We start from the raw sequence: 25,746 nt of genomic DNA on the forward strand, positions 1-25,746 counted from the left end.
ACGCCCGACCCGGAGACGAACGCCATCGACGCCATCCTCGACGTCCGCGCGATCAGCAAGCGCTTCGGACACGTCCAGGCGGTCCGGGAGCTCAGCTTCCAGGTCGCCCCCGGCGAGACCTACGGGCTGCTCGGGCCGAACGGTGCCGGCAAGTCCACCGCCATCTCGGTCATCGCCGGGCTGCTCGTCCCCGACGACGGCGACGTCCACGTGCACGGCGAGCGCATCACCACGCGCAGCACCGCGGCGCGCGGAGCGATCGGCCTCGTGCCCCAGGAGGTCGCGGTGTACCCCGACCTCACGGCCCGGGAGAACCTGCGCTTCTTCGGCCGGCTCTACGGCCTGGCCGGCGCCGACCTCGACGCTCGCGTCGACGAGGTCCTCGAGGTGATCGGCCTCACCGAGCGCGCCGGCGACAGGTCGAGCGAGTTCTCCGGTGGCATGAACCGGCGGCTGAACATCGGGATCGGCCTGCTCCACCGACCGCAGCTGCTGATCCTCGACGAACCCACCGTCGGCGTCGACCCCCAGTCCCGCAACGCCATCCTCGACTCGGTCGAGCAGCTCTCCGGCGCCGGCATGGCCGTGCTCTACACCACGCACTACATGGAGGAGGCCGAGCGGCTCTGCGACCGCATCGGCATCATCGACGAGGGTCGACTCCAGGCCGAGGGGACCCGCCGCGAGCTCACCACCTCGATCGGTGAGCGCGACACCATCCGCATCGAGGCCTCCGGCCACCTCGAGGCCGCCGCCCTCGCCATCCAGGGCATCGACGGCGTCGTCGAGGCCACGTCGGCGGACGGCAGCATCCGCGTCCTCGCCGTCGACGCCGGCGCGGTGATCGCCGAGGCCATCGCGATCGTCTCCGGCGACGGCGGCAACGTGTCGTCGGTCGAGATCGCCCAGCCGGACCTCGAGGCGGTCTTCCTCCACCTCACCGGCAAGGCCCTGCGGGACTGATCCGTGCGCGCCGCCTGGCTGGTCGCCGTCAACGACCTGCGCGTGCAGCTCCGGCGCGGGACCATCCTCGTGCTCGGCTTCGTGGCGCCGCTCGCCCTGGCGTTCGTCATGAACCTCGTCTTCGGCGGGGTCGACGACGGCAGCGGCCCGACCACCTTCGACGTCGCGGTCGTCGACCACGACGGCGGCGAGGAGGCCGACGGGTTCGTCGGCGTCCTGCGGGACGTGGCGTCGAGCGGCCTGCTCGACCTGACCAGCTACGACGACGAGGACGCCGCCCGCGCCGCGCTCGACGACGGCGACGTCGGCGCGATCTGGATCGTGCCCGACGGGTTCTCCGACGCCGTGCGGGCCGGCACCGAGACCGGGATCGAGGTCGTGGGCGACGTCGACGCCCCCACCACCGCGTCGGTCGCACGCGCCATCGCCCGCGGCTACGCGTCGAACGTCGGGCTCGGCACGATGGCCGCGACCACGGCGATCGAGACGGGGGTCGCCACCCCCGAGGACGCCGCGAGCGTCGCCGAGGAGGCCGCCGCGGCCGGATCCCCCGTGACCCTCGTCGACGCCACGGCCGACACGCGGCTGCTCGACATGTCCACCAACCTCATGGCCGGCATGGCGCTGTTCTTCGTGTTCTTCACGTCCGGCCTGCCCGTGCTCGGCATCCTCGAGGAGCGCGACCAGGGCACGCTGCACCGGCTGCTCGCCGCGCCGATCCCCGCCTGGTCGATCACCGCCGGCAAGGTGCTGAGCGCCGCGATCCTCGGCTCGCTCTCGCTGTGGAGCCTGATGGCGGCGTCGAGCGTCCTGATGGGGGCCGAGTGGGGGCCGCCGATCGGCGCTGCGCTGCTCGCCGTGGCCGGGGTCGTCGCCGCCATCGGCATCATGTCGGTCGCCGGCTCGATCGCCCGCTCGACCGAGCAGGCGGGCAACGCCCAGGGCATCGTCGCCGTCGTCTTCGCGATCCTCGGCGGCGCCTTCGTGCCGATCCCCGGCGGGTCGGGCGGCGTGCTCGGCCTGCTCCAGCAGCTCACGCCCCACGGCTGGTTCTTCGACGGCGTGGCCGACCTCCGCCACGACGGCGTCGCCGGTGCCGCCCCCGCCCTCGCCGTGCTGCTCGCCATGGGCCTCCTCACCGGTGCGGTCGGGCTCTGGCTCTCACGATGGGTCCTGCGGCGATGACCGGCGGGCTCGCCCGTGCCGGCGCCATCGGGGCGGTCAACCTCCGTCGCCACCTCCGCGACCGGGGCAACCTCTTCTTCACGTTCGTGTTCCCGATCGCCATGATCCTCGTCATCGGCCTCCAGTTCGGCAGCAGCGTCGACCCCCGCCTCGGCGTCGTCGGAGCCGACAGCGACCTCGCGGCAGCCGTGCTCGCCGAGCTCGACGACGGCGAGACCGACGTCGAGGTGGTCGACGTGGCGGACCTCGACGCAGGCATCGACCAGGTCGAGTCCGCCGACCTCGACGCGGTGGTCGCGTTCCCCGACGGTGTCGATGCCTCCCTCCTCGACGGGGACGTCGACGTCGAGGTCGAGCTCGTCGCCGCCGCCGACGCCCAGGGCCAGGAGCTGCGCACGCTGCTGGACGGCGCGCTGTCCCGGGCATCCGCGCCGGCCGCGGCCGCCCGGGCCGCGGCGGCCCGCGGGGCCGACCCCACCGAGGCCGCGGCGGCTGCCGCCGGCCACGTCGATGCGCTCGACCGCGTCGCCGTGCGGACGGTCACCGCCGGCGACCGCATCTTCCCGGAGGGCACGGGCGGCTTCGACGTCGCCGGTCCGAGCATGCTCGTCCTCTTCGTGTTCGTGAACGGCCTGGCCGGCAGCTACGCGCTCATCGTGTCCCGGCAGCTCGGGATCAGCCGCCGGATGCTGTCGACCCCCACCTCGTCGCGCAGCATCATCCTCGGGGAGGGCCTCGGCCGGTTCGTCATCGGCATCGTGCAGGGGGCGTACATCCTCGTCGCCACGCTCCTCCTGTTCGACATCGAGTGGGGCGGGCTGCTCGGCGCCACCGCCATCGTCGTCGCCGTCGCCGCGGTCGCCGCCGCGGCGGCCATGATCTTCGGCACGTTCTTCTCCAACCCCGAGCAGGCGAGCGGCATCGGGGTCGTCGCATCTCTGGCCCTCGGCGCCCTCGGCGGGGCGATGATGCCGATCGAGCTGTTCAGCGACACGCTGGCCGCCGCCGCCCGGTTCACCCCCCACTACTGGGCCATCGACGCCTTCGCCGAGCTGATCCGACACGACGGAGGGCTGGCCGACATCTGGTCGCAGCTCGCCGTGCTCCTCGCCATCGCGTCGGTGCTGCTCGTCATCGCCTCGTGGCGGATGCGACAGGTCCTGACCCGCACGCGCTGAGGGGTCTACCGTCCTCGCATGCACACACGGCGGATCACGGCGGGCGGCCTCTCGGCCGCGCTCTCGCTCCTTCTCCTCGCGGGCTGCTCCGACGAGCCCGACCCCACCGCGCAGGACTACGTGGACGCCGCCACGGCGGCCATGCTCGCCGACGGCGAGGACACCGGGGTGGAGGACGAGGAGGACGCCCGCTGCCTGGCCGAGGGCGTGGTGGAGGCCGTCACCCTCGAACGGCTCGTGCGCGAGGACGTCTCCCCGCGCGAGTTCGCCGAGCTGGACGCCCTCGTCGACCTGCCCTTCCTCCTCCCGGAGGACGCACCGGAGCGGATCGAGACCACGATCCAGGAGTGCATCGACCTCGACGCCACGCTCCAGGAGCAGGTCGGTTCCGGCATGCCGATCGGCGACGCCTCGTGCCTCACCGACGCCATGGACCACGACGTGGTCGCGGGCATGCTCGCCGACGCGCTCATCCACGCCGACGAGGACCGCGCCGCGGAGCGGTTCGGCGCGAGTCTGCTCCAGGGCGCGCCGCCCGACTGCATCGAGCGACTGATCCTCGACGGGCTCGTCGGCGATGGTTCCTTGACGCCGGAGCAGGCGGCGTGCGTCGCGCCGGCGCTCGACGACGCTCTGGCCCACAGGGTCTTCGTCACCGCCGCCGGAGGCGGCACGCCCAGCCCCGAGGACCAGGCCGCCTTCGAGGGTGCGCTCCGCGGCTGCCTCGGCGGCTGAGGATGCGGCGACCGGTCTCGTTAGGGTCACCGGATGCCGTTCCGCACGTCCCCCGCCCGCGGCCTCGTGGCGCTGGTCGCCGCCACGCTCGTCCTCGCCGCCTGCGGTGACGACGGCTCCTCGGCGGAGGCCGGCCCCTACGTCGACGCCCTGGCCGAGGAGCTCCGCTCGCCGTCCGAGGAGGGAGAGCTCGTCCTCCCCGACGACAGCGCCGAGTGCTTCGCCGAGGGCGTCGTGGAGATCCTCGACGCCGAGCGCCTCGACGAGGCCGGCGTCACCCCGCAGGAGCTCGCGGAGGTGGGTGCCTTCCCCGAGCTCGAGATCGATGTCCCCGATGACGCCCAGGAGCGCATCGCCGAGCTGGCGACGGGCTGCTTCGACGTGCGCAGCTCCCTCGGTGAGTCGTTCTCGAGCGCCCTCGGCGTCGACGTCTCCTGCCTGACCGACGCCGCCGACGAGGACCGCGTCGCCGACGTGTTCGCCGAGCAGCTGGTCACCGGCGCCGCAGCCGAGTCCACCCAGGCGCTGCTCACCGACCTCCTCGACGACGTCGAGCCGGCCTGCGGGGAGGAGATCTTCCTCCGCACCGCGGTGGCGCAGGGCGCACTCGACGAGGAGCAGGCGGCCTGCGTGGGCGAGCAGCTCGACGACGAGGTCGCCCTCCGGGCGTTCACGCTGACCGTCGCCGGCGAGCAGGCCGACGAGGCCGAGCTGTCCTCGATCGACGACGCCATCAGCGGGGCGTTCGACGCCTGCGGGGTGCCAGCGCCCGGCCAGTGAGCGCCGAGGCCGTCAGGCCGGCGGCATGGGGCAGGCAGCTGGCGCCATCGGGTCGGCCACCTCGATGTAGAAGGCGGCGCACTGGATCGGCGCCGCCCCGAGGTGGACGTACTCCCACGGCTCGGGGTCCGGCCCCTGGTGGGCGACGCCGCGCGGATAGCTCGGGATGAAGCCATGGCGCTTCGCGTTGTGGAAGTTGTTCGAGCGCAGCCAGACCTCTGTGCGCGAACCCTCGAACGCACCCAACGAGCTGCCGGCGTTGAGGTCGACGGTTCGGCCGAGGTGGTGCTTCGACGTGCCAGGGATCGAGTGGTAGCGCAACGCGGACAAGATGGCGCCGTCAGCGGATCCGTTCGCGATCGCAGCAGCGGAGTGGTTCCCCATCTGTCGCCGGAAGATCTGCCTCTGGTGGTCGACCGACCGGTAGCCCGAACTCGCTGCGATGGGTAGGCCCTGTGCGCGAGCATCAGCGACGAGGCCAGCAAAGCCGTGGGCCGCCTCGGGGACGAGGAGGACCCCGTGGACGCTGACGAGGCCCACGGTCGGCACGGCCCGCAGCCGATACCCGCGCTGTTGCGCCAACGTCTGGATCCGCTGATCTGCGCCGGCGTGACCGGTGATGTGCGGCCACGTCGTCAGCTGCCTGGTCCCGGGCAGCGGCTCGATCGCCAGGTGGAGCTGGCGGAACTCCTCGGGGGTGAGCGTGGGGAAGGCGGGAGGCGGCGGCAGCTCGCGGCAGACGACGCCGTCGCGGTCGGGATCAAGTCCGGCGACGTCGCCGTAGTAGCGGCGGTACAGGTCGAACCACGCCTGGGCCTCGACCTGGCTGCGGAACGAACCGCAGTCGCGTGCACCGCCCGGGTTCGGCGGGGGCGGGCTGCCCTCGTACCGCCAGATGAACGTGGCCGCCTGGCCGCGGGTGCTGGTGCCGTCGGGCTCGAAGCGGTTGCTGCCGCCGACGCCGGTGGTGTGGCCCTCAGCCCGCGCCCACCGCACCGCGCGCTCGTAGAACGCGTTCGGGGTCGTGTCGACGAACCCGTGCGCCGGGTGACCCGAGGGTGAGCCGTCGAGGCGCCAGAGGAACGTCACCAGCTCGGCGCGGGTGACGGGACGGTCGGGCTCGAACCGGTTGCTGCCCCCGACGCCAGTTGTATGGCCCTCAGCCCGCGCCCACTGCAGCGCCCGCTCGTAGAACGCGTTCGGGATCGTGTCGACGAACTCGTGGGCGGCGTGCCCGGTCGGGGCACCGGCCATGCGCCACGTGAACGTGATCATCTGGCCCCGGGTGACGGCGCCGATCGGGTGGTACCGGTGAGGGGACACGCCCGTGGTGATGCCCGAGGAGCGCATCCAGGCCACAGCGGGGGCGTAGTACTCGTGGCCTCGGACATCGACGAAATCCGCGACGTCGGCGGCCGCTGGCGGGGGCGGAGCCACGACGAGCGAGGCGGCGAGGACGGTGAGCGCGCCGACGAAGGCGACGATCGTGCGAGGCACTTCAGACGCCCTTCGCCATGTTGGCGTAGCGGGCGTAGTGGTCGAGGAAGGCCAACCGGCTCACGCCGGTGGGGCCGTTGCGGTGCTTCGAGACGATGATCTCCGCCGTACCCCGATCGGCGGAGTCCGGGTTGTAGACCTCGTCGCGGTAGATGAACATCACGACGTCGGCGTCCTGCTCGATCGAACCGGACTCGCGGAGGTCGGCGAGCACCGGCCGCTTGTCGGCCCGCATCTCGAGGCCGCGGGACAGCTGCGACAGCGCCACGACCGGGACCTCGAGCTCGCGGGCGAGGATCTTCAGGCCACGGCTCATCTCCGACACCTCGACCTGGCGGTTCTCGGCGTTGCCACGACCGGTCATCAGCTGGAGGTAGTCGATGACGATCATGCCGAGGTCGCCGACCTTGCTCTTCAGGCGACGGGCCTTGGAGCGGATCTCCATCACGGTGAGGGCCGGGTTGTCGTCGATCCACAGCGGGGCCTCGGCGAGGCGGCCGGTGGCGTGGGCGATCTTGTTCCAGTCCGCCTCGACGAGCTTGCCGTTGCGGACCCGCTGCGAGTCGACCCGGGCCTCGGCGCAGACGATGCGCTGCGTGAGCTCGAGTCGGCTCATCTCCAGCGAGAAGAACAGCACGGGCCGGTGGCTCTCCAGCGCGGCGTGGGCGGCCATGCCCAGGGCGAAGGACGTGTTGTGCGTGGGGACGAGCGACTCCCCTGCCAGGTAGAGGTGCGACGGCGAGTCGACGGTGATGCAGCTCACCGGCACGCTGTCGACGGGGTGCAGGCCGACGATGGCCCGGGCGCTCGGCAGGCCGGGCGCCGGCGACCAGCGCGCCGCCTTGCGCGGGAGGCGGAAGACCGGGTCGCGCGGGAGCCACCGAAGGGCCCAGGCGTCGAAGCGGGCGTCGCCGTCGGGCGTGGCGATCGTGCGGTGCTCGACCGGGTCGGGTCGGCCACCGAGCGAGCAGACCAGCTCGCGGACCTGCCCGGCCACGGTCGGATCGGCGAGGACGAGCTCGACCGCCCCGCCGTCGAGGATCGTGCCCTCGGTGTCCATCAGCCCCTCGAGCAGGGACTGGCGGTGCTTGGCGGCGCCGCGGAGGTAGCGGTCGGGGATGAGGGGCGGGACCCCGCCGAGGAGGCCGAGCTGCTGGAGCTCGCGGGCGAGCAGGCGCCCGCCGGAGACGTAGCCCGCTGCCTCGTGCTCGGCGCGGAAGTGGGCGGGGTCGTCGCCGTCGATGTCGAGCGCCGACGACACGCCGCACGCGCCGGCGATCCAGCTGCCGAGCACGTAGGGGTCGGCGGGCAGGTCGTGCGCCGCGAGGTCGAGCGGCTGGGCGAGCGGGATCGACCAGCGGGGGCGGCCGGCATGGCGCACGCCGCCCTCCACGAGCTGCGCGGTGGTGGCGACGCGGGTCTCGCCCGTCGCGGCGTCCCGCACGCACCACTGGTGCTCGGCGTCGGCGACGATCCGCGCGCCGTCGTCGAGCTCGACCTCGTAGCAGTCCCGCTCGAGGTGGATCGGCGACCTGTAGGTGACCCGTGCCGACCCGCCGCGCTCGTCGAGCACGAGGTCGCCCTCGCGGAGCTCGCCCATCGTCGTCCACCCCGTCGGCGTCGGGATCGGGGTGTCGAGGGCCAGCGCCTTGCCCATGGCGGGGCGGGCGCCGACGACGTAGAGGGCGTTCGGCTGCAGGCCCGACAGGAGCTCGTCGAGGTCGTGGTAGCCGGTGGGGACGCCGGTGATCGATTCGCCCCGCTCGTAGAGCGCCTCGAGCCGGTCGAGGTTGTCGGCGAGCAGGTCGCGGATGGCCGACATCGAGTCGGTGGTGCGGCGCTGGGCGACGTCGAAGACCAGCTGCTCCGCGGTGTCGACGGCCTTGGTGACGTCGTCGGGGATGTCGTAGCCCAGCTCGGCGATCTCACCGGCCACGCCGATCAGGCGACGCAGCAGCGCGTGCTCCTCGATGATGCGGGCGTAGCGGGTGGCGTTGGAGATCGCAGGGGTCGCGGACTGCAGCGCCACCAGCCGCGCCGAGCCGCCGATGGCGTCGAGCAGGTCGGCGCGCTGGAGCTCGGCGCTGACGGTGACCGGGTCGACCGGCTCGCCGGCGGCGTAGAGCGACGTGATGGCGTCGTAGACGTGCCCGTGCGACGGCTTGTAGAAGTCGCCGGCCTCGATCCCGACCTCGGCGGCGTCGGAGATGGCGTCGCGCGAGAGCAGCATCGCGCCGAGGAGCGACTCTTCGACCTCGAGGTTGTGGGGCGGTGTCCGGGCGCCGGAGCGGCGCGGGGAGAGCTCGTCTGCGGGAAGCGCCATGCGAGAGCCATCCTGAGGGACGGGGGCTGTGGAAGGTAAGTCCCGACAGCCGGTGGACGACCTCGGTCTGCCTGTGGATGAACCCCACGATCTTGTGGGAAACCGGGCGGCCGAGCGGGGATGCTCCGGGCGGAGCCCCCGTTGTCAAGGGTGATGGACGCGCGCGGTCCCGTCCCCGTGTGCTGCGCGGGGACCTGTGGACGACGGCGCCGATCTGTGGATGGACGAGCTCGGAGCGTCGCCGTGCGGTGACGCTCCGAGCTCCCCGTCCGGACTAGAGGGCGACGACCTCGACGGTGATCGGGAACTCCACCTCGGAGTGGAGCTTCGCCGGCACGGTGTGGGTGCCGGTGGTCTTGATCGGCTCGTCGAGGTGGATCTGGCGCCGATCGATCTCGATGCCGGTCTGGGACTGGACGGCCTCGGCGACGTCGGCCGTGGTGACCGAGCCGAAGAGCTTGCCCTCGCCCCCGGCCTTGGCCGAGATGGTGATGACCGTGGGCACGAGCGTGCTCGCGATCTCCTGGGCGGCGGCGCGTGCCGCGGCGTCCTTCACGTCGCGGGAGCGACGCATCGAGGCGGCCTGCTGCGCCGCGCCGGCCGTGGCCACGAAGGCCAGGCCCTTGGGCACGAGGAAGTTGCGCCCGTAGCCGTCGGCGACGTCGACGACGTCGCCCTTCTTGCCGACGCCGTCGACGTCGGAGCGCAGGACCAGCTTCACTCCTGCTCACCCCCCGTCGACTCGGTGACCTCGTTGGTCTCCGGGGCGTCGTCGCCGGCACCGGCGGTGGGCGGCGGCGCGGTCGGGCGCGGCGGCGGGCCGTCGGCGCGACCACCACGATCGCCCCGGTCGCCACGCTGCCCACGCTGGGTCGTGACCCGGTTCGTGTAGGGCAGCAGCGCCATCTCGCGGGCGTTCTTGATCGCCTTCGCGATCTCCGCCTGCTGCTGCGAGTCGTTGCCGGTGACGCGCCGGGCGCGGATCTTGGCCCGGTCGGACATGAACCGCCGGAGCAGGTTGACGTCCTTGTAGTCGACGTACTCGACGCGCTCCTGGGTGAGCAGGCTCACCTTCTTCTTGCTGCGTCGGGCGTTGTCCTTGTTCTTCCCCCGCTTCGGGGCGGCCTTGGCCATCAGAACGGCTCCTCATCACTGTCGTAGGGGGGCGGCTCGTTGGCGATCGGCCGCCCGCCGCTGCTGCCACCGGCGCGCGGGCCACCGCCGCCGCTCCGGTCGTTCTTGCGCACCTCCGCGGTGGCCCAGCGCAGGCTGGGCGCCACCTCGTCGGCGAGGATCTCGACCTTCGAGCGCTTGTCGCCGTCCTGGGTCTCCCAGGACCGCTGCTGGAGCGTGCCGAAGATCACGACGCGCGTGCCCTTCGCCACCGACTCGGCGACGTTCTCGGCCAGGTCGCGGAAGCAGGTGATGTCGAAGAAGGAGACCTCCTCCTCGCCGTCCTGCTTGCGGCGGTTCCAGGCGACGCCGAACGAGGCGACGGCCATCCCGCCGGGGGTGAAGCGCAGCTCGGGGTCACGCGTGACGTTGCCGATCACCGTGACGGTGTTGTCGAAAGCCATGGGACGTCCTCCCTCTACCCGGCCGAGGCCGGCGCGGCCTCCTCGCCGAAGAGGCCGCGGCGAGCGGCCTCCTTGTCGGGGAGGCGGATGATCTTGTGGCGGACGGTCTCGTCCGCGAGGCGGAGGAAGCGATCGACGTCGTCGAGGTTCTGGGCCTCGGTGACGATCTCGAGGACCACGTAGAAGCCCTCGGTCTTGTGGTCGATCTCGTAGGCGAACCGTCGCCGGCCCCACTTGTCGGTGGTGGCGACGTTGCCGCCGGACGCCGAGACCATCTCCGAGGTGCGGTTGATCACACCCTGGATGACGGATTCCTCGAGCTCGGCGTCGAGGATGATCATGAGTTCGTACGCTCGCATGAGGAGCGCATCACCTCCCTGTGGACCCGGCGGCGAGCCGGGGCCCCGCACGGTGCGGAGCAGGGTCATCGATTGACCGGGCGATGCTATCGGGCCGACCGCCGGATGACCTCATCGCCCATCATGGCGAGGGGGTGTGACACCGTGACCCGGTGGACGCCCCCGAACGCAGCAGCTCCCTGCCGTGGCACCGGACCTGGACCGGTCTCGCCGTGCTCGCCCACTCGTGATCGGCGTCCTCTACGCCACGGTCCCCTACAGCCGTGGCACCGTCGTCGTCGACGGCGACGCCGTGCTCACCGCCGACTGCGCGTCGCCGGTCGTCGGCGTCTGGGGGTCCGACGAGGCGGCCTCGCGGGCGGACCTGGCGCGCGGCAGGGTCGAGCGGAGCTGCCCGGCGCAGGCCCGGGAGCGGGTGGCGATCGGCGTCGTCCTCGCCCTCGCCGGCGCGGGCGGGCTGGTGGCGCTCCGGCGGGCGTCGTCGCGCTGAGGGGCGGGGCCGTTCAGGAGCGGCCCTCCGGCATCGACGCCGGGTCCACGCGGCCGCCGGCACCGAGTCCGAACGCCTCCAGCTGCCCCTGGGGCACCTCGATCGCCCAGCGGTACTCCGCACCTGGTTCGTAGCTCGGGCAGTCGGCGCCGCGATCGAGGCACGGCTCCATGTCGGCGGTGGCCACGACGCGGCCGTCCACCCCGATCCAGGCGATCGTGAGCGGCATCGGCGTGTCGCGCATCCAGTACCCACCCGACGAGGTGCCCGCGTAGGCGAACACCATCCCGTCGAAGCCGTCGAGGTCGGTGACGCCCATCATCCCCTGGCTGCGCAGGCCCCCGTCGTCGGCGACCAGCACGCAGCGCTCGACGCGGCCCCCGTCGGGTCCCACGACGGTGATCGCGTCCCGCCCGAACCGGCCCAGGGGGCCCTCCGGTGCGGGGCAGTCCGGCGCGGCGCCGTCCGAGGGCGCCTCGACCGGGGCGGCGTCGTCGGTCGTCACCGCCGTGGTGGTCGACGGCCCCCCGGCGTCGCCCGGCTCGTCGACCGGGTCAGCGCACGCCGCGCCGAGGAGGGCGACGGCGAGGAGGAGGGCCGCTGCCCCGGCACGGCGTCGACGTCGGGGCAGCGGCGGACACCTCACCCCGAGATGCTGCCACCCCCGTAGAGGGCGAGGGCGTCGGACTCCGCCTCGGCCAGGTGGTAGGTCTCGGCCTCCGAGGGGAACGCCCGGGACCGCACGTCGGCGGCGAAGGCCTCGAGGCCGGCCACGCCGGCGGCCTTCAGCTCGGCGTAGCGACGCACGAACTTGGGTGCCACGCGGTCCTCGATGCCGAGCACGTCGTGGAACACCAGCACCTGGCCGTCGCAGTCGACGCCGGCACCGATGCCGATGGTGGGCACGTCGACCGAGTCGGTGATCATCTTCGCCACCTCGTCGGGGATGCCCTCGAGCACGATCGCGAAGCACCCGGCGGCGGCGAGGGACTTGGCGTCGGCCACGAGGGCCAGCGCGGCCTCGCTCGTCTTGCCCTGGACCTTGAAGCCGCCCATCTGGTGCATCGACTGCGGCGTGAGGCCGAGGTGCCCGCAGACGGGGACCTCGGCGTCGACGATGGCCTCGATGTGGGGCACCCGCTTGCGACCGCCCTCGAGCTTCACGGCCTGGGCGCCGGCGCGCACGAGCGTGGCCGCGTTGCGGACCGTGTCCTCGACGCCGACGTGGTAGCTCATCCACGGCAGGTCGGCGACGATGAGCGGCCGGGGCTTCGCCCGCGCCACCGCCGCGGTGTGGTGCGCGAGGTCGTCGACGGTGACCTGCAGCGTGTCGTCGTAGCCGAGGACGACCATGGCGACGGAGTCGCCGACGAGGATCAGGTCCACGCCCGCCTCGTCGGCCATCCGGGCCGACGGCGCGTCGTAGGCCGTCACCATCACGAGCGGGTCCTTCCCTGCACGCACCTTGTGGGCGCGCACCTGGGGAGCGGTGATCGTGCTCATGGGAGCTCCTTTCCCGTCCAGCGCCACGGTGGCTGCCGGCGGTGCCTCCACGGTACCCCCGGGCCGGCCTCCGGATGCCAGCCGAGCCCCCGCCTCGGGCCTAGGAGTCGACCTCGGCGCCGGGGTCGGTGACGAACCGCAGGAGGGCGTCGACCATCTCGGGCGTCCCGACCGCCGACATGTGGTCGCCCGGCACGCGCACGAGCCGCGAGCGCGAGAACGCCGACGCCAGCTCGTCGACCCCCGCCGCGAGCGGGTCGTCGAGGCCGGCGACGACCAGCACCGGAACGGACACCGAGCCGACGTCGTCGGGGCGGTGGGGACTCGACCGCAGCACGGCCGCCAGCGCCTGCCGATCGGCGCCGGTCGCGTCGGCCAGCGCCCGGAACGCCCGCCCGCCGCCCTGCGCCGCCGACGGATCGTCGGCCTCCATCGCCACGGCGACGGCCTCGCGGTCGATGGCCGGACCGGTGCCGCCGTCGCGCCGCGGGAGGGCGCCGGCGCCGATGCCGCCGAGCGTCAACGACCGCAGCCGGTCGTCACGGGTGGCCACCTCGAGGGAGACGAAGGCGCCCATCGAGTAGCCGACGAGGTCGACCTCCCCGAGGTCGAGGTGGTCGAGGAGGGCGCTCACGTCGCGGGCCATGGCCGGCGCGTCGTACGCCGCGGGGTCGTGCGGCTTGCCGGAGCGGCCGTGACCCCGGGCATCGAGGGCGACGACCCGCCGGCCGGCGTCGACGAGGTGACCGGTGATGCCCGGTGCGTCCCAGTTCGTGCGGGCATCCGCGGCGAACCCGTGGTGGAGGACGACGGCCGGACCGTCGCCCGGGTGGTCGTCGAACACGATCTCCACGCCGTCCGGCGCGCTGAAGCTCGGCATCTGGCCCTCCCCCTCCGGCCGCGTCGGTCGCCGCCGCGCCGAGAGCCTACGGGGTCAGCCGTCGGGCTCGGCGGGAGCCGTCGTGCTCGACGTCGACGGTGGCGGCGCCGTCGTCGAGGTCGTGGGGGGCGCCGTCGTCGACGTGGTCGGCGGCGGCTCCTCGGTGGTCGTCGTCGTGGACTCCGCCTCGGTGGTCGAGGTCGTCGACGAGGACGACGTCGGCGTCGGGCACAGCTCGATCGGCGTGTCGGGATCGGTCGTGTCCGTCGCATCGACCGGGCAGTCGAGGATCGTCGTGGTGGACGACGCTGGCGGGATGTCGACGTCGGGGAAGTCGCACGGCGCCGCGCCCTCCAGGGCACGGGTCATGAAGTCGCTCCAGATCTCGGCTGGGAACGACCCGCCGGTCACCTGGATCCCCCGCACGTCGTCCATCAGCCGCGGGTTCCCCTCGGCGTCACCGGTCGGGTAGCCCATCCAGACCGCGGTGCTGATCTCGCAGCTGTACCCGACGAACCAGGCGTCGCGGTTGTTGGTCGTCGTCCCGGTCTTGCCGGCGACGGTGTGCCCGGGCACCGCCGCGGCCCGGCCGGTCCCGCTGGTGACGACCCCCTCGAGCGAGTGCGTCACCAGGTCGGCGACCTCCTCGTCGAGGACGCGCTCGGCGTCGCGGTCGGCCGAGTAGAGCACGCGCCCGTCGGCGTCGGTGACCCGCACGACCATCACCGGGTCACGGTGCATGCCCCGGTCGCGGAACGACGAGTAGGACGAGGCCATGTCGAGCACGGAGACCTCGCCGGCGCCGAGGACGACAGCGGGCACGTCGGGGATGTCGGCGGTGACGCCGAGCTGGTGGGCGATCTCGTTGACGCGGGCGGGGCCGAGGTCGAGCATCAGCTGGGCGAACACCGTGTTCGACGAGACCCGCATGGCGTCGAGGAGCGACCACTCGCCGGTGGGCGACCCGCCGCCGGTCACCCGCCAGTCGGCGCCGTCGTCGGCGCCGGGGAAGACCTTGACCCCGGGGGCGTCGTAGGTGTCGTTCATGCCGATGTCGTCGAGGAGGGCGCGGGCCAGGGCGAAGGGCTTGTAGGCGGAGCCGGGCCCGCGGCCCGTGCCGCCACCCTCGCGGCCGAGCGCCAGGTTGACCTGCGAGGCCTCGAAGTCGGTGCCGCCGACCATGGCGATGACGTCGTTGTCCGCGTCGAGGGCGACGAGGGCCGCGGCCGGATCGTCGGGGTTGGCCGGGTCGAGCGTGCCGGTGACCGACTCGTACGCGGCGCGCTGGGCCTCGAGGTCGAGCGCCGTGTACACCCGCAGGCCGCCGCCGTACACCGTGGCCGCGCCGAACTCGTCGATCAGCCACTGGCGGACCTCGTCGACGTAGTACTCGGTGCCGTACTCCGCGCCGACCACCTCGCCCAGGCCCTCGCGCTCGGGTCGCGGCAGCACGATCTCGACCATGGGGACCGAGTTGGCCTCGTCCATCTGGGCCTGGGTGATGTGCCCGTCGGCGACCATGCGGACGAGGGCGTTGTTGCGGCGACGGTCGGCCTCCTCCGGGTAGCGGGTGGGCTCGGCCGACTCGGGAGCACGGATGAGGCCCGCGAGGAACGCGGCCTCGCCGACCTGCAGCTCGGCGGCCGGCTTCCCGAAGTAGGCGCGCGACGCCGCCTCGACGCCGTAGGCGCCACGACCGAAGTAGATCGTGTTCAGGTAGCGCTCGAGGATCTCCTCCTTGCCGAGCTCGCGCTCGAGCTTCATCGCCAGCGCCGCCTCGCGGACCTTCCGCAGCAGGGTGCGGTCGTCGGTGAGGTACACGTTCTTCACGTACTGCTGGGTGATCGTCGAGCCGCCCTGGGCCAGGCGCTGGTGGCGGACGTCGGTCCACAGCGCCCGCCCGATCGAGACCGGGTCGATGCCGCTGTGGGAGAAGAAGTTGCGGTCCTCCTGGGCGAGGATCGCATCGATGAGGACGTCGGGCACCTCCTCCAGCTCGAGGCTGATGCGGTTCTCCGAGCCGCTGAGCTGCGCGATCGAGTTGTCCGGACCGCACCCCTCGGCGACGTCGGCCGCGCAGACGTAGGAGGTCTGCACCAGCGGCTCGGCCGGCGGCAGGGGGACCTGGGCGACGACCCAGCCCGCCCCGGCGAGGCCGGCGACGAGGAGCAGCCCGAAGAGGTAGACGATCCGGCGCATGCGCCACAGGACGCTGCGCCGGCCCGACGGGCGGTGGCGGCGGCGTGCGCTGGACGTGGGCCGATCGGACGACGCGCTCAGCGGTCGCCTCCGAGGAGGAAGGTCCGTGCCAGGTGGTTCCACCAGCACTCAGGGCAGACCTCGACCACGTAGCAGGCGTACTCCCCGCCCCTGCGGGCCTTGCGGGCGAAGCTGACGAGCTCCCGCCGCGACGTGATGCACCGCCCGTGCGCCGGGAGGCGCGGACCGAACACGTAGGACACGAGCACGACGTGGGCGTCGGCGCAGATCGGGCAGACCTGCCGGGTGGGCTCGGCCACCTGCGCGGCCGCACGGCGCAGCTCGGGGTGGGCGTCGCAGACCTCGTGCTGGGCGAGGCGCCCACGCCGGAACTGATCGATCGTCGCCTGGCGCGCCAGGCGGTAGTCGATCGTGCCCTGCCCGGCACCGGCGCCGGGGATCGCGTGGGGCGAGAAGCTCACGCAGCGAGGCTATCGACCGCGCGCCGTCCCCGGTCGGTCACGCCACCCGCGGCAGACTTGGACCATGAGCACCGCACAGCCGGCTCCCGGACGGCCCGAGACGTTCCCGCACGGCGCCGACCTCCCGCTCGACCGCGTCGTCTACGGGCCCGACGTGGCCGACGAGTCCCAGCTCCGCCTGCTCGGGGACCTCCAGGGCAAGCGGGTCCTCCAGCTCGGCGCGGGCGAGGGGCACACGACGGTGGCGCTCCACCGCCACGGCGCCCGGGTCATCGTCGTCGAGCCGTCCGAGTCGCGCCTGGCGTCGGCCCGGCGACTCTTCGACCGAGAGGACCTGAAGGTCGAGGTGCTGCCCGTCGACCTCGCCGACCTGGCCGGCGTGCGGGCCGAGTCGATCGACCTGGCGCTCAGCGTCCACGCCCTCGCCGAGGTCGACGACCTGCCCCGCCTCTTCCGCCAGGTCCACCGGGTCCTGCGACCGGAGCACCCGTTCGTGTTCTCCCTCCCCCACCCGGCCTTCGCCATGATCGAGCCGGGCTCGGACGAACCGCTGCGCGTGCGGCGCGCCTACTGGGACGAGTCGCCCCGCCGTTGGGCCGCAGGCGGCCACGAGGGCGCCGACCGCAGCCACACCATCGGCCAGCTCTTCACCGGGCTCACCCGGTCGAACTTCCGGGTCGACACGCTGCACGAGCCCGAACCGCCGTCGCAGGGGGCCCGCAGCCCGCTGTGGTCCGATGCCATGCGCTGGGTGCCGTCGACCCTCGTCGTCCGAGCCCGGAAGCAGGGCCTCTGATGCGGGCCACGGTGTTCCACGGTCCGGGCGACGTGCGGCTCGAGACCGTCCCGGACCCCCGACTCGAGGACGACCGCAGCGTGCTCGTCGAGGTGCAGCACACCGCCATCTGCGGATCCGACCTGCACCTGTACTACGGCGTCCACGGCGCGCCCGGCATCCACCTGGGCCACGAGTTCGTCGGCACGGTCGTCGAGGCCGGCGCCGAGGTCCGCAGGATCGGCGTGGGGGACCAGGTGCTCGTGTCGGGGGTCATCGGCTGCGGCGGATGCGACGCCTGCCACGCGGGCGACCCGGTGCGGTGCACGGGCGGCGGCGTGCGGGTGTTCGGCAACGGGCTCGACCTCCCCGGCGGCCAGGCGGAGCTCGTCGCGGTGCCCGCCGCGGACAGCGCCTGCCGCGTCATCCCGGACGGCGTCACGCCGGAGCAGGCGGTCATGCTCACCGACATCCTCCCCACCGGCTGGTACGGCGCCCGGCGCGCCGACATCACCGCCGGCGACACGGTCGCGGTCATCGGCCTCGGCCCGGTCGGCACCTTCGCCCTGCAGTCGGCGCTGCTCCTCGGGGCGGCGCGGGTCATCGCCGTCGACACCGTGCCCGAGCGGCTCGACGCGGCGGAGCTCCTCGGTGCCGAGACCGTCGACGCCGGCGCCGGCACGGTCGCCCAGGTCCTCGAGGCCACCGGCGGCCGGGGGGTCGACGCCGTCATCGAGGCCGTCGGCGTCGACCAGACCATCACCGACGCCCTCTACTCCTGCCGCCCCGGCGGCACGGTCTCGGTCATCGGCGCCCACCTCGGCATGGAGTACCCCTTCCCCATGGGGCTGGCGTTCCTCCGCGACCTCACCTTCCGCATCGGCCTCTGCCCTGTGCCGTCCACGTGGTCCGAGCTCATCCCGCTCGTCGCCGCCGACCGGATCCGGCCCGACGACGTCATCACGCACCGCATGGGGCTGTCGGAGGTCACCGAGGCCTACCGGCTGTTCGATGCCCGGGAGGACGGTGTCCGCAAGATCCTCCTCGACCCCACCAGGTGAGCGACACCCACGTGCTGGCCACGGCGGGCGACCTCACGGTCCTCCGCTGGCCACTGCTCGACGACGCCGGCGTCGACGCCGTCGTCACCACGCGCCACGGCGGCGTGTCCGCGCCGCCCTACGACACGCTCAACCTCGGTCTGCACGTGGGGGACGACCCCGCGCGCGTGGTCGAGAACCGGCGACGCGCCGCGGCGGCGATCGGGCTCGACCTCGACCACCTCGTCGTCGGCCACCAGGCCCACGGCCGCACGGTCACCGTCGTCGGCACCGACGAGCGGGGCCGCGGCACGACCCACGACGACGACGCGATCCAGGCGACCGACGCCCTCGTCACCACCGAGCCGGACGTCGGCCTGGTGGCGATGGTCGCCGACTGCGTGCCGCTCGTGCTCGTCGACCCCACCGCCCGGGTGCTCGCCACGGTGCACGCGGGCTGGCGGGGCACCGTGGCCGGCGTGACGACCGCCGCCGTCGAGGCCATGCGTCGGCTCGGCGCCCGTCCTTCGGAGATCCGCGGCGGCATCGGGCCGGCCATCGCCCCCGCCCGCTACCAGGTCGGCCCGGAGGTCGCCGAGGCGGCCCGGGCCGCCTTCGGGGGCGACGCGGACCGCCTCGTCGAACCGGACGGGAGCGGTCGGTGGACGTTCGACCTCTGGTCGGCCAACCGCCTGCAGCTCGACACCGCAGGGGTGCCGCAGGAGCAGGTGGCGGTGGCGGCGCTCGACACCGTCGACGGGCCGTTCTTCAGCGACCGCGCCGTCCGCCCGTGCGGACGGTTCGCGGCGCTGGCCCGCCTCAGGCGCTGAGGACGCTCACCCGGCGAGGGTGAAGGTCTCGGCGACCTCGGTCCAGGCGTCGAGGTCGACCAGGTCCTCGCTGCTGGTGAAGGTGATGACGCCGGAGAGCGTCTCGCCGAGCACGTAGAACTGCAGGCCCTTCAGGAGGGTGCCGTCGGGCTGCGGGTAGTCGTACTCGACCCGCAGGGCCTCCTGGCCGCCGAGCTCGATGGCCTCGGTGGTGGTGACCTCGGCGCCCATCGACGACGAGAGGGCCGGGGCGACCTGCTGCTCGAGGGTCTCGATGGTGTCGGCCGGGCTGGCGGGGTTGACGATGACGTTGAGGTTCGTCGCGAAGCCGCTCGCCACGGACTCGGTGTCGACCGCCATGAGGTCGAGCTGCGCCAGCATCTGCTCGAGCTGGGCCTCGCTGCCGATGATCTCCTGCATCTGGGCACCGAACTCGGGGTCGTCGATGAGGTCGCTCGCCTCCTGCCAGGTGGGCGGCAGGGCGATCGTGAACTCGGACTGCTCGACGGTGGTCCACCCGTCCGGGGCCTCGGTGTCGGAGGCCTCGGTGGTCGTCGTGGTCTCCTCCTCGTCGGCCTCTGTCGTGGTCGTCGTCTCCTCGGTCTCCTCGACCGAGGTCGTGGTGAGGTCGGACAGGCCGCCCTCCTCGCCTCCGTCGTCGTCGCCGCACGCCGCAGCGCCGGCCACGAGGAGCAGGGCCACGGGGATCGCTCGCCAGTTCACGTGTGCACAACCTTCCGAGTGGGGGTGTCGGGAAGCGGTCACACTACGTGGTCAGGTACGAGACTCCCACCACGCCACGAGGCGACGCGCCGCCTCCTCCTCCCCGACCGGGCCCTCCTCCAACCGCAGCTCCATGAGGAACTCCATGGCCCGCCCGACGTCGGGCCCCGGCGACAGGTCGAGCAGCTCCATCACCTGGCGACCGTCGAGGTCGGGTCGCAGCGCGGCCAGCTCCTCCTGCTCCCGGAGCTCCTCGATCCGCACCTCGAGCTCGTCCATGCGGCGGGCGAGGGTCTCGGCCTTGCGGCGGTTGCGCGTCGTGCAGTCGCAGCGGGTCAGCTCGATGAGCTCGGAGAGGTACGGCCCGGCGTCGCGCACGAACCGCCGCACCGCGCTGTCGCTCCAGCCCATCTTGTAGGTGTGGAACCGCAGGTGGAGGTCGACCAGGGTCGACACGGCCTCGATGTCGTCGTTCGAGTAGCGCAGCTCCTTCATCCGCTTGCGGGCCATGCGCGCGCCGACGACCTCGTGGTGGTGGAACGACACGCCGTTCGGCCCGATCACACGGGTGCGGGGCTTGCCGATGTCGTGGAGCAGCGCCGCGAGGCGGACGATCCGCTCGGGCCGGGTCTTGGCGGTGACCGCGATCGAGTGGGCGAGCACGTCCTTGTGCCGGTGGATCGGGTCCTGCTCCAGGCGCATCGCGGGCAGCTCGGGCAGGAACCGGTCGATCAGGCCGGTGTCGACGAGGAACCACAGCCCCGCCGACGGGTCCTCGACGACGAGCAGCTTGTCGAGCTCGTCGCGGATGCGCTCCGGCGACACGATGTCGAGCCGCTCGCGCATCTCGACGACCGCCTCGACCAGCCCGTCCTCCGGCGTCAGGCCGTAGCCGGCGACGAACCGGGCGGCCCGCATCATCCGCAACGGATCGTCGGAGAAGGACGCGTGCGGTCCCGTCGGCGTCCGGAGCACGCCGGCCGCCAGGTCGGCCGCGCCACCGAACGGGTCGATGAGCTCGGGCTCGGGCAGGGCGAGGGCCATGGCGTTGACCGTGAAGTCCCGACGCGACAGGTCGGCCTCGACGTCGGTCGAGAACTGCACGGTCGGCTTGCGGGTCTCGGGCGTGTACGCCTCGGCCCGGTGCGTCGTGATCTCGAACGTCCGGTCGCCGACCTTCGCGCCGATCGTCCCGAAGCGGGCGCCCTGGTCCCACACCGCGTCGACGTGCCCCTTGAGGATCCGGAGCGTCTCCTCGGGGCGCGCGTCGGTCGTGAGGTCGATGTCGGGGTCCCGCAGCTCGCGACCGAGCAGCAGGTCCCGCACGATCCCGCCCACCAGGTAGAGCTGCCGGCCGGCGTCGCGGAAGCGGTCGCCGAACGGCGACACCTCGTCGAGGATCGGCTGCAACCGCTCGGGAACCACGGCGCGACAACCTACCGGCCGCGCCGGGGGCCGCCGCCCGGGCCGGTCAGGCCAGGTGCAGCATGGCGACGTCGTCGACGACGTCGCGTCCGGGCCCACCGGCCGTGGGGGCCTCGGGGTGGAGGTCGAGCCCCGCGAGCGCACCGATGCACGCGGTGGTCGAGCGGCTGAGGGCGTCGAGGTCGTAGCCGCCCTCGAGGAACGCCAGGCGCCGGCCGGCCGGCGCGAAGGCGAGCAGGTCGCGCGTGAGGTCGGCGAAGTCGCCCGACGTGAGCCCCATCGAGGTCAGCGGGTCGTCGCGGTGGGCGTCGAACCCCGCCGAGATGAGCAGCCACGTCGGGTCGAAGCGGGCGAGGACGGGCGCGAGGACCACCTCGACCCCGGCCCGGAGCACGTCGCCCGTCACACCGGCGGGCAGCGGGAAGTTCACCGTCGTGCCCCGGCCGGCGCCCGAACCGATCTCGAGGAGGCCGCCGGTGCCCGGGTACAGCGGGTACTCGTGGAACGAGACGTAGAGGACGCGCGGGTCGTCCTCGAACGCGGCCTGGGTGCCGTTGCCGTGGTGGGCGTCGTAGTCGACGATCACGACCCGCTCGCCCCGCTCGGCCAGCGCCGCCGCGGCGATGGCCACGTTGGAGAGCAGGCAGAAGCCCATCGCCCGGTCGGGGGTGGCGTGGTGGCCTGGCGGTCGCACGGCGCAGAACGCGGCGTCGCCCTCGCCCCGCTCGAGGCGCTCGATGGCGTCGAGGCCGGCGCCCGCGGCGAGCAGCGCCGCGTCCCACGACGCCTGGACAGCGACCGTGTCGCCGTCGATGTCGCCGCCGCCCGTCGCGCAGAAGCGCTCGAGGGCGTCGAGGTAGCCCGCGGGGTGCACGCGCTCCACCTCGGCGCGCGTGGCCGGGCGTGCCTCCACGCGCCGCACGTCCTCGTCGAGCCCCGCCGCCGCCACCCCGGCGAGCACCGCCTCGAGCCGTGCCGGCCGCTCCGGGTGCCACGCGCCGGTCTCGTGGTCGAGGTAGCGCGGGTGGGTCGTGAGGAGGATGGTCACCGGGGCCCACGCTACAGAGGCCTGCCTCCGCGGACCCGTGCGTGGAGGGACGCCCCGACGCGGGGTGGGTGCGGCTCTATCCTCGCGGCGCGCCACGGAGCCCTACCCGGGCCCCGCCGACGGCGTCCGACGAGGACCGACATGCGGCAGTACGAACATCTCCAGTGCGGGCCGGACCGCCTGCGGGTCGGCCGGTGGCGGGCCGACCCGTCCGTCGCGGAGCTCACCTCGCTCGTCGGCACCCGCCCGCCCGAGCGCCACAGCGTCGAGAAGGGCCTCGAGCTCATCGCCTCCCGTGGCTTCCGCCGGGTCGTCACCAACGCCCTCTCCCCCGCCGAGCAGGTCGGGTACATCCGCGCCGGCTTCCAGGTGCACGAGCGGCTGCACCTGCTCGCCCACGACCTCCGCGACATCCCGCCGGCACCCACCGGCGCCGTGCTCCGGCGTGGGCACCGGTGGGACCACCCCGCTCTGCTCGCCGTCGACGCCGCGGCGTTCGACCCCTTCTGGCGCCTCGACGCCGCTGGCCTGCGCGACGCCATCGCCGCCACCCCCTCGAGTCGCCTGCGCGTGGCGCGCGTCGACGGTGTCGCCGGGTACGCCGTCACCGGACGTGCCGGTGGCCGCGGCTACCTCCAGCGCCTGGCGGTGCACCCCGAGCGCCACCGGCACGGCATCGGCACCGCGCTCGTCGTCGACGCGCTGCGGTGGCTGCGCCGCCACGGCGGGACGATGGCGCTCGTCAACACCCAGGAGGTCAACGGCCCGGCGCTCCACCTCTACCGGTCCCTCGGCTTCACCGACCGCCCCGACGGCCTCGCGGTGCTCAGCTTCGAGTTCGGTTCGTGAGACGCACCGCGGCGCTCGCCGTCCTCGCCGCTCTCCTCCTGCTCGTCGTCCCGCCGACCGCCGGCGCCCAGCCCGACGCAGGGGCCGGCGACGGCGCCAGCGGCGTGGCCCTCGTCAGCCAGACCACCTGGATCGCCCCGGACGGCGAGATCCGGCTCCGCATCGACACCTCCCGCGCCGAGCCTACCGACCGCCTCACGGTCACGCTCCACGGCCGCCTGCTCGCTCGCTACCAGCTGGTCGACAGCCTCGCCGGCGAGGACCCGGCCCGATCGATCCGCACGATCGTCGACGGTCCGATCGCCGAGCTCGATGCCGACGGCGACGGCCTCGTCGACGCCCGCCTCGGGCTGCGGGCCACGGCGGGCGACCCGGAGCGCCAGCTCATCGCTCAGGAGGGTCTCCACCCGGTCCACGTCACGCTGACGTCGGCCGAGGGTGACCAGGTCGGGGGGTTCGTCACCCACGTCGCCCGCGTGCCCGACGAGGTGGAGCAGACCCTCGGCCTCGCCGTCGTCCAGCCCCTGCCGACGACGCCGTCGCACCGCGCCGACGGCACGATCGCCGTGGACGACGCCACCCGCCAGCGCCTCACCCGGGCCGCCGCCGTGTTCGCCGACGCCGACCTGCCGGTCACCTTCGGCACCCAGGGAGAGGCGCTCCAGGCCCTCGCCGTGAGCGGCAACCCCCTCGACGCCGAGCTGCTCGAGGCCCTCGCCGACCCGGTCACCGACGGCGCGCTGGCCGCGACGCCCTTCGTCGACATCGACCCCGACGCGCTCGTGCGCGCCGAGCTGGCGGAGCTGGTCCCGTCCCAGATCGCCCACGGCGCGCAGACCGCGACGCTCGCCCTCGGCCAGCAGCCCGACGACACCACCTGGATCGCCGAACCGGACCTCGGCGCCACCGGCCTCGGCGCCCTCGTCGACGCCGGCGTCCGCCAGGTGGTCGTCCCCCACGAGGCGCTCGTCGGCGAGCTGCCGGTGATCCTCGTCCAACCCTTCGCGCTCCGCTCCGACGCCGGCCTCGTCACCGCCCTCTCCACCGAGCCCGGGCTCCAGTCCCACCTCCAGGGCGACGACGTCGACGTCCTCGACGTGCAGCACCTCCTCGCCGACCTCGCGGCCGTGTGGTTCGAACGGCCGGCCTACGCCCGGGGCACCGTGGTGCAGCTGCCGCCCGACGTCCTCTCCCGCCCGGCCACCGACGCGCTGGTGCGGGGGCTCTCGGAGTCGCCCCTGCTCTCGCTCGGCACGGTCGACGAGGTGATCGCCGACGCCGACCCGGCGGCCGCGGACGGCATCGACGCGCAGGTCGAGGTGCCCGCGGACCGCCTCGTCCTCGACCTGCCCCCGTGGGAGGGAGACCGCCTCCCCGGCTCCTACCGCGCCGACCTCCGACGCACCGAGGAGGCGGTGGACAGCTTCCGCGCCATCTTCCAGGACGCGGACGTGCTCGCCGGGGCGTACGACCAGCGCATCGCCGTCAGCGCCTCGTCCGCCCTCTCCGACGACGATCGCCTCGACCACCTGCGCTCGATCCGCGACGACATCGCCGCCCGCAACGCCAACATCGGGATGCCCGACCGAGGCGCGATCACGCTGCCGTCGCGGGACGGGGAGATCCCGTTGACCCTGGTCAACAACACCGGGGCGCCGGCCACCGTCGTCGTCACCTTCGCCAGCGACAAGCTCGAGTTTCCCCAGGGCGACCGCCTCGAGCTCACGCTCACCGAGCCGCAGACCGCGCTCGAGGTGCCGGTGCGAGCGCGGGCGTCCGGTGCGTTCCCCCTCGACATGACGCTCGAGAGCCCCGACGGACGCACGCTCTTCGTCGACTCGCGCTACACCGTCCGCTCGACGGCGGTGTCGGGTCTCGGGATCGTGCTCTCGGTGACCGCGGTCGTCGTGCTCGGCGCCTGGTGGGTCCGCACGGCCCGCCGGGCACGCGCCGCCCACCACGCCGCGCAGTAGTGTCGGACGTCACCGACAGGGGAGAACCGACGTGACCGTCCGCATCGTCACCGACAGCGCGTGCGACCTCACCACCGCCGAGGCCGACGACCTCGGCATCGAGGTCGTCCCGCTCACCATCCGCTTCGGCGAGGACGAGTACGTCGACCGCACCGAGCTCGACGTGCAGTCCTTCTACCGGACGATGGCCGAGGAGGACGCGCTGCCCGAGACGGCTGCGCCCGCGCCCGGTGCGTTCGAGGCCGCGTTCCGACGCCTCGCCGACGAGGGTGCCGACGCCGTCGTGTGCATCAACCTCTCCTCGAAGCTCTCGGCCACGCACCAGTCGGCCCGCACCGCAGCCGCCTCGCTCGAGGGCCAGGTCGACGTGCGCACGATCGACTCGAACTCGATCACCGCGGGCCTCGGCAGCCAGGTGCTGCGCGCCGCCCGGCTCGCCCGCGACGGAGCCGGCGTGGACGAGGTCGTCGCCGCGGTCGAGTCGGTCGTCCCCCGCACGCGCGTCTACGGCGTGCTCGACACCCTCGAGAACCTGAGGAAGGGCGGCCGCATCGGCGGCGCCCAGGCCCTCCTTGGCAGCATGCTGTCGATCAAGCCCGCGCTCGACCTCTCGAGCGGCGAGGTCCAGGAGGCCGGCAAGCCCCGCACCCGCAAGAAGGCGCTCCAGTGGCTCGCCGACCAGGTGCTCGCCCACGACCGCGTCGAGGACCTGGCGATCATGCACGGCGAGGCCCCCGACGTCGACCTCGTGCTCGACATGCTCGCCGACCGCTACCCACGCGACGAGATCCGCGTCGGGCACATCGGCGCCGTCATCGGCACCCACGGCGGTCCCCGCGTGGTCGGCGCCTGCTTCGTCGTCCCCGAGGCCACCTGACGCCTCCCTGAACGACGGGGCCCGGCGTCCGACGGGCAGCCCGACGGCGTACGGT

Annotated in this window: 25 protein-coding genes and 1 pseudogene; 12 read left to right on the forward strand and 14 right to left on the reverse strand. The window is 73.5% G+C overall.

Annotated features, from left to right (window positions below):
• Positions 1-51 precede the first annotated feature (51 nt).
• From GH723_RS18145 to GH723_RS18165, 5 genes are read left to right on the forward strand one after another with little or no spacing between them, the layout of a single operon-like run.
• Positions 52-963, forward strand: coding sequence for an ABC transporter ATP-binding protein (locus tag GH723_RS18145; protein WP_267471353.1), 912 nt, complete (start codon positions 52-54; stop codon positions 961-963).
• 3 nt (positions 964-966) lie between these two features.
• Positions 967-2,148 (forward strand): ABC transporter permease, encoded by a 1,182-nt coding sequence (locus GH723_RS18150; RefSeq protein WP_153760966.1) that lies wholly within the window; start codon positions 967-969, stop codon positions 2,146-2,148.
• Entirely contained in the window at positions 2,145-3,326 is a 1,182-nt protein-coding gene (locus GH723_RS18155; protein WP_195210415.1) for an ABC transporter permease, read from the forward strand. The genes GH723_RS18150 and GH723_RS18155 overlap by 4 nt, the downstream gene beginning before the upstream one ends.
• Positions 3,327-3,344: 18 nt before the next feature.
• The gene (locus GH723_RS18160; protein WP_153760968.1) at positions 3,345-4,061 is read left to right on the forward strand and encodes a hypothetical protein; all 717 of its coding nucleotides are present in this window, start codon (positions 3,345-3,347) and stop codon (positions 4,059-4,061) included.
• A 33-nt stretch (positions 4,062-4,094) separates the two neighbouring features.
• Complete coding sequence (locus GH723_RS18165; protein WP_153760969.1) at positions 4,095-4,841, forward strand: hypothetical protein; 747 nt, start codon at positions 4,095-4,097, stop codon at positions 4,839-4,841.
• Positions 4,842-4,853: 12 nt separating this feature from the next.
• Here GH723_RS18165 and GH723_RS18170 read toward each other — a convergent pair whose 3' ends face one another.
• From GH723_RS18170 to rpsF, 6 genes and pseudogenes are all read right to left on the reverse strand, one after another.
• Positions 4,854-6,338, reverse strand: coding sequence for a D-alanyl-D-alanine carboxypeptidase family protein (locus GH723_RS18170; protein ID WP_153760970.1), 1,485 nt, complete (start codon positions 6,336-6,338; stop codon positions 4,854-4,856).
• 1 nt (position 6,339) lies between these two features.
• Positions 6,340-8,661 carry a replicative DNA helicase gene (dnaB, locus tag GH723_RS18175; protein ID WP_153760971.1) on the reverse strand — a complete coding sequence of 774 codons (2,322 nt, stop codon included), beginning with the start codon at positions 8,659-8,661 and terminating at the stop codon, positions 6,340-6,342.
• A 274-nt stretch (positions 8,662-8,935) separates the two neighbouring features.
• The gene (rplI, locus tag GH723_RS18180) at positions 8,936-9,382 is read right to left on the reverse strand and encodes a 50S ribosomal protein L9 (protein WP_153760972.1); all 447 of its coding nucleotides are present in this window, start codon (positions 9,380-9,382) and stop codon (positions 8,936-8,938) included.
• Between the two features lie 161 nt (positions 9,383-9,543).
• Positions 9,544-9,795, reverse strand: a pseudogene (rpsR, locus tag GH723_RS18970) (30S ribosomal protein S18); the annotation flags it as partial.
• Positions 9,795-10,238 (reverse strand): single-stranded DNA-binding protein, encoded by a 444-nt coding sequence (ssb, locus tag GH723_RS18190; protein WP_153760974.1) that lies wholly within the window; start codon positions 10,236-10,238, stop codon positions 9,795-9,797. The pseudogene rpsR and the gene ssb, both read right to left, overlap by 1 nt.
• A 14-nt stretch (positions 10,239-10,252) precedes the next feature.
• On the reverse strand, positions 10,253-10,597 hold the full coding sequence (gene rpsF, locus GH723_RS18195) for a 30S ribosomal protein S6 (protein WP_229022924.1): 345 nt from the start codon (positions 10,595-10,597) through the stop codon (positions 10,253-10,255).
• Between the two features lie 184 nt (positions 10,598-10,781).
• Between rpsF and GH723_RS18200 the strand changes: the two genes are divergently transcribed.
• Entirely contained in the window at positions 10,782-11,087 is a 306-nt protein-coding gene (locus tag GH723_RS18200) for a hypothetical protein (RefSeq protein ID WP_153760976.1), read from the forward strand.
• Between the two features lie 13 nt (positions 11,088-11,100).
• Here GH723_RS18200 and GH723_RS18205 read toward each other — a convergent pair whose 3' ends face one another.
• From GH723_RS18205 to GH723_RS18225, 5 genes are all read right to left on the reverse strand, one after another.
• On the reverse strand, positions 11,101-11,733 hold the full coding sequence (locus GH723_RS18205) for a DUF192 domain-containing protein (protein WP_153760977.1): 633 nt from the start codon (positions 11,731-11,733) through the stop codon (positions 11,101-11,103).
• A complete protein-coding gene (panB, locus tag GH723_RS18210; protein ID WP_153760978.1) occupies positions 11,730-12,590 on the reverse strand; it encodes a 3-methyl-2-oxobutanoate hydroxymethyltransferase in 861 nt (286 codons plus the stop codon). The genes GH723_RS18205 and panB overlap by 4 nt, the downstream gene beginning before the upstream one ends.
• Positions 12,591-12,690: 100 nt before the next feature.
• Positions 12,691-13,470, reverse strand: coding sequence for an alpha/beta fold hydrolase (locus GH723_RS18215; RefSeq protein WP_153760979.1), 780 nt, complete (start codon positions 13,468-13,470; stop codon positions 12,691-12,693).
• 54 nt (positions 13,471-13,524) lie between these two features.
• On the reverse strand, positions 13,525-15,669 hold the full coding sequence (locus GH723_RS18220; protein ID WP_153760980.1) for a transglycosylase domain-containing protein: 2,145 nt from the start codon (positions 15,667-15,669) through the stop codon (positions 13,525-13,527).
• 77 nt (positions 15,670-15,746) lie between these two features.
• Positions 15,747-16,151, reverse strand: coding sequence for a DUF5318 family protein (locus tag GH723_RS18225; protein WP_153760981.1), 405 nt, complete (start codon positions 16,149-16,151; stop codon positions 15,747-15,749).
• A gap of 64 nt (positions 16,152-16,215) precedes the next feature.
• On the opposite strand from GH723_RS18225, the gene GH723_RS18230 reads away from it, so the two are divergent.
• The 3 genes from GH723_RS18230 to pgeF are packed head-to-tail and all read left to right on the forward strand — an operon-like array spanning position 16,216 to position 18,796.
• On the forward strand, positions 16,216-16,947 hold the full coding sequence (locus tag GH723_RS18230) for a class I SAM-dependent methyltransferase (RefSeq protein ID WP_153760982.1): 732 nt from the start codon (positions 16,216-16,218) through the stop codon (positions 16,945-16,947).
• Positions 16,947-17,987, forward strand: coding sequence for a zinc-binding dehydrogenase (locus GH723_RS18235; protein WP_153760983.1), 1,041 nt, complete (start codon positions 16,947-16,949; stop codon positions 17,985-17,987). The genes GH723_RS18230 and GH723_RS18235 overlap by 1 nt, the downstream gene beginning before the upstream one ends.
• Positions 17,984-18,796: a peptidoglycan editing factor PgeF gene (gene pgeF, locus GH723_RS18240; RefSeq protein WP_153760984.1), complete on the forward strand. Its 813-nt coding sequence runs from the start codon at positions 17,984-17,986 to the stop codon at positions 18,794-18,796. The genes GH723_RS18235 and pgeF overlap by 4 nt, the downstream gene beginning before the upstream one ends.
• Positions 18,797-18,802: 6 nt before the next feature.
• Here the strand turns inward: pgeF and GH723_RS18245 are convergent, their stop codons facing one another.
• From GH723_RS18245 to GH723_RS18255, 3 genes are read right to left on the reverse strand one after another with little or no spacing between them, the layout of a single operon-like run.
• Positions 18,803-19,519, reverse strand: a complete 717-nt coding sequence (locus tag GH723_RS18245; protein WP_153760985.1) for a hypothetical protein — start codon at positions 19,517-19,519, stop codon at positions 18,803-18,805.
• A 51-nt stretch (positions 19,520-19,570) separates the two neighbouring features.
• The gene (locus tag GH723_RS18250; RefSeq protein WP_153760986.1) at positions 19,571-20,944 is read right to left on the reverse strand and encodes a CCA tRNA nucleotidyltransferase; all 1,374 of its coding nucleotides are present in this window, start codon (positions 20,942-20,944) and stop codon (positions 19,571-19,573) included.
• Between the two features lie 46 nt (positions 20,945-20,990).
• On the reverse strand, positions 20,991-21,992 hold the full coding sequence (locus tag GH723_RS18255) for a histone deacetylase family protein (RefSeq protein WP_153760987.1): 1,002 nt from the start codon (positions 21,990-21,992) through the stop codon (positions 20,991-20,993).
• 141 nt (positions 21,993-22,133) lie between these two features.
• Here GH723_RS18255 and GH723_RS18260 point away from each other — a divergent pair, with 141 nt between their 5' ends.
• From GH723_RS18260 to GH723_RS18270, 3 genes are read left to right on the forward strand one after another with little or no spacing between them, the layout of a single operon-like run.
• Entirely contained in the window at positions 22,134-22,841 is a 708-nt protein-coding gene (locus GH723_RS18260; RefSeq protein ID WP_153760988.1) for a GNAT family N-acetyltransferase, read from the forward strand.
• The gene (locus tag GH723_RS18265) at positions 22,838-24,814 is read left to right on the forward strand and encodes a DUF6049 family protein (RefSeq protein WP_153760989.1); all 1,977 of its coding nucleotides are present in this window, start codon (positions 22,838-22,840) and stop codon (positions 24,812-24,814) included. The genes GH723_RS18260 and GH723_RS18265 overlap by 4 nt, the downstream gene beginning before the upstream one ends.
• Positions 24,815-24,845: 31 nt before the next feature.
• Positions 24,846-25,691: a DegV family protein gene (locus GH723_RS18270; RefSeq protein WP_153760990.1), complete on the forward strand. Its 846-nt coding sequence runs from the start codon at positions 24,846-24,848 to the stop codon at positions 25,689-25,691.
• Positions 25,692-25,746: the final 55 nt, after the last annotated feature.

This window comes from Actinomarinicola tropica (genome assembly GCF_009650215.1).
In the GTDB taxonomy this organism is placed as follows: Bacteria; Actinomycetota; Acidimicrobiia; order Acidimicrobiales; family SKKL01; genus Actinomarinicola; species Actinomarinicola tropica.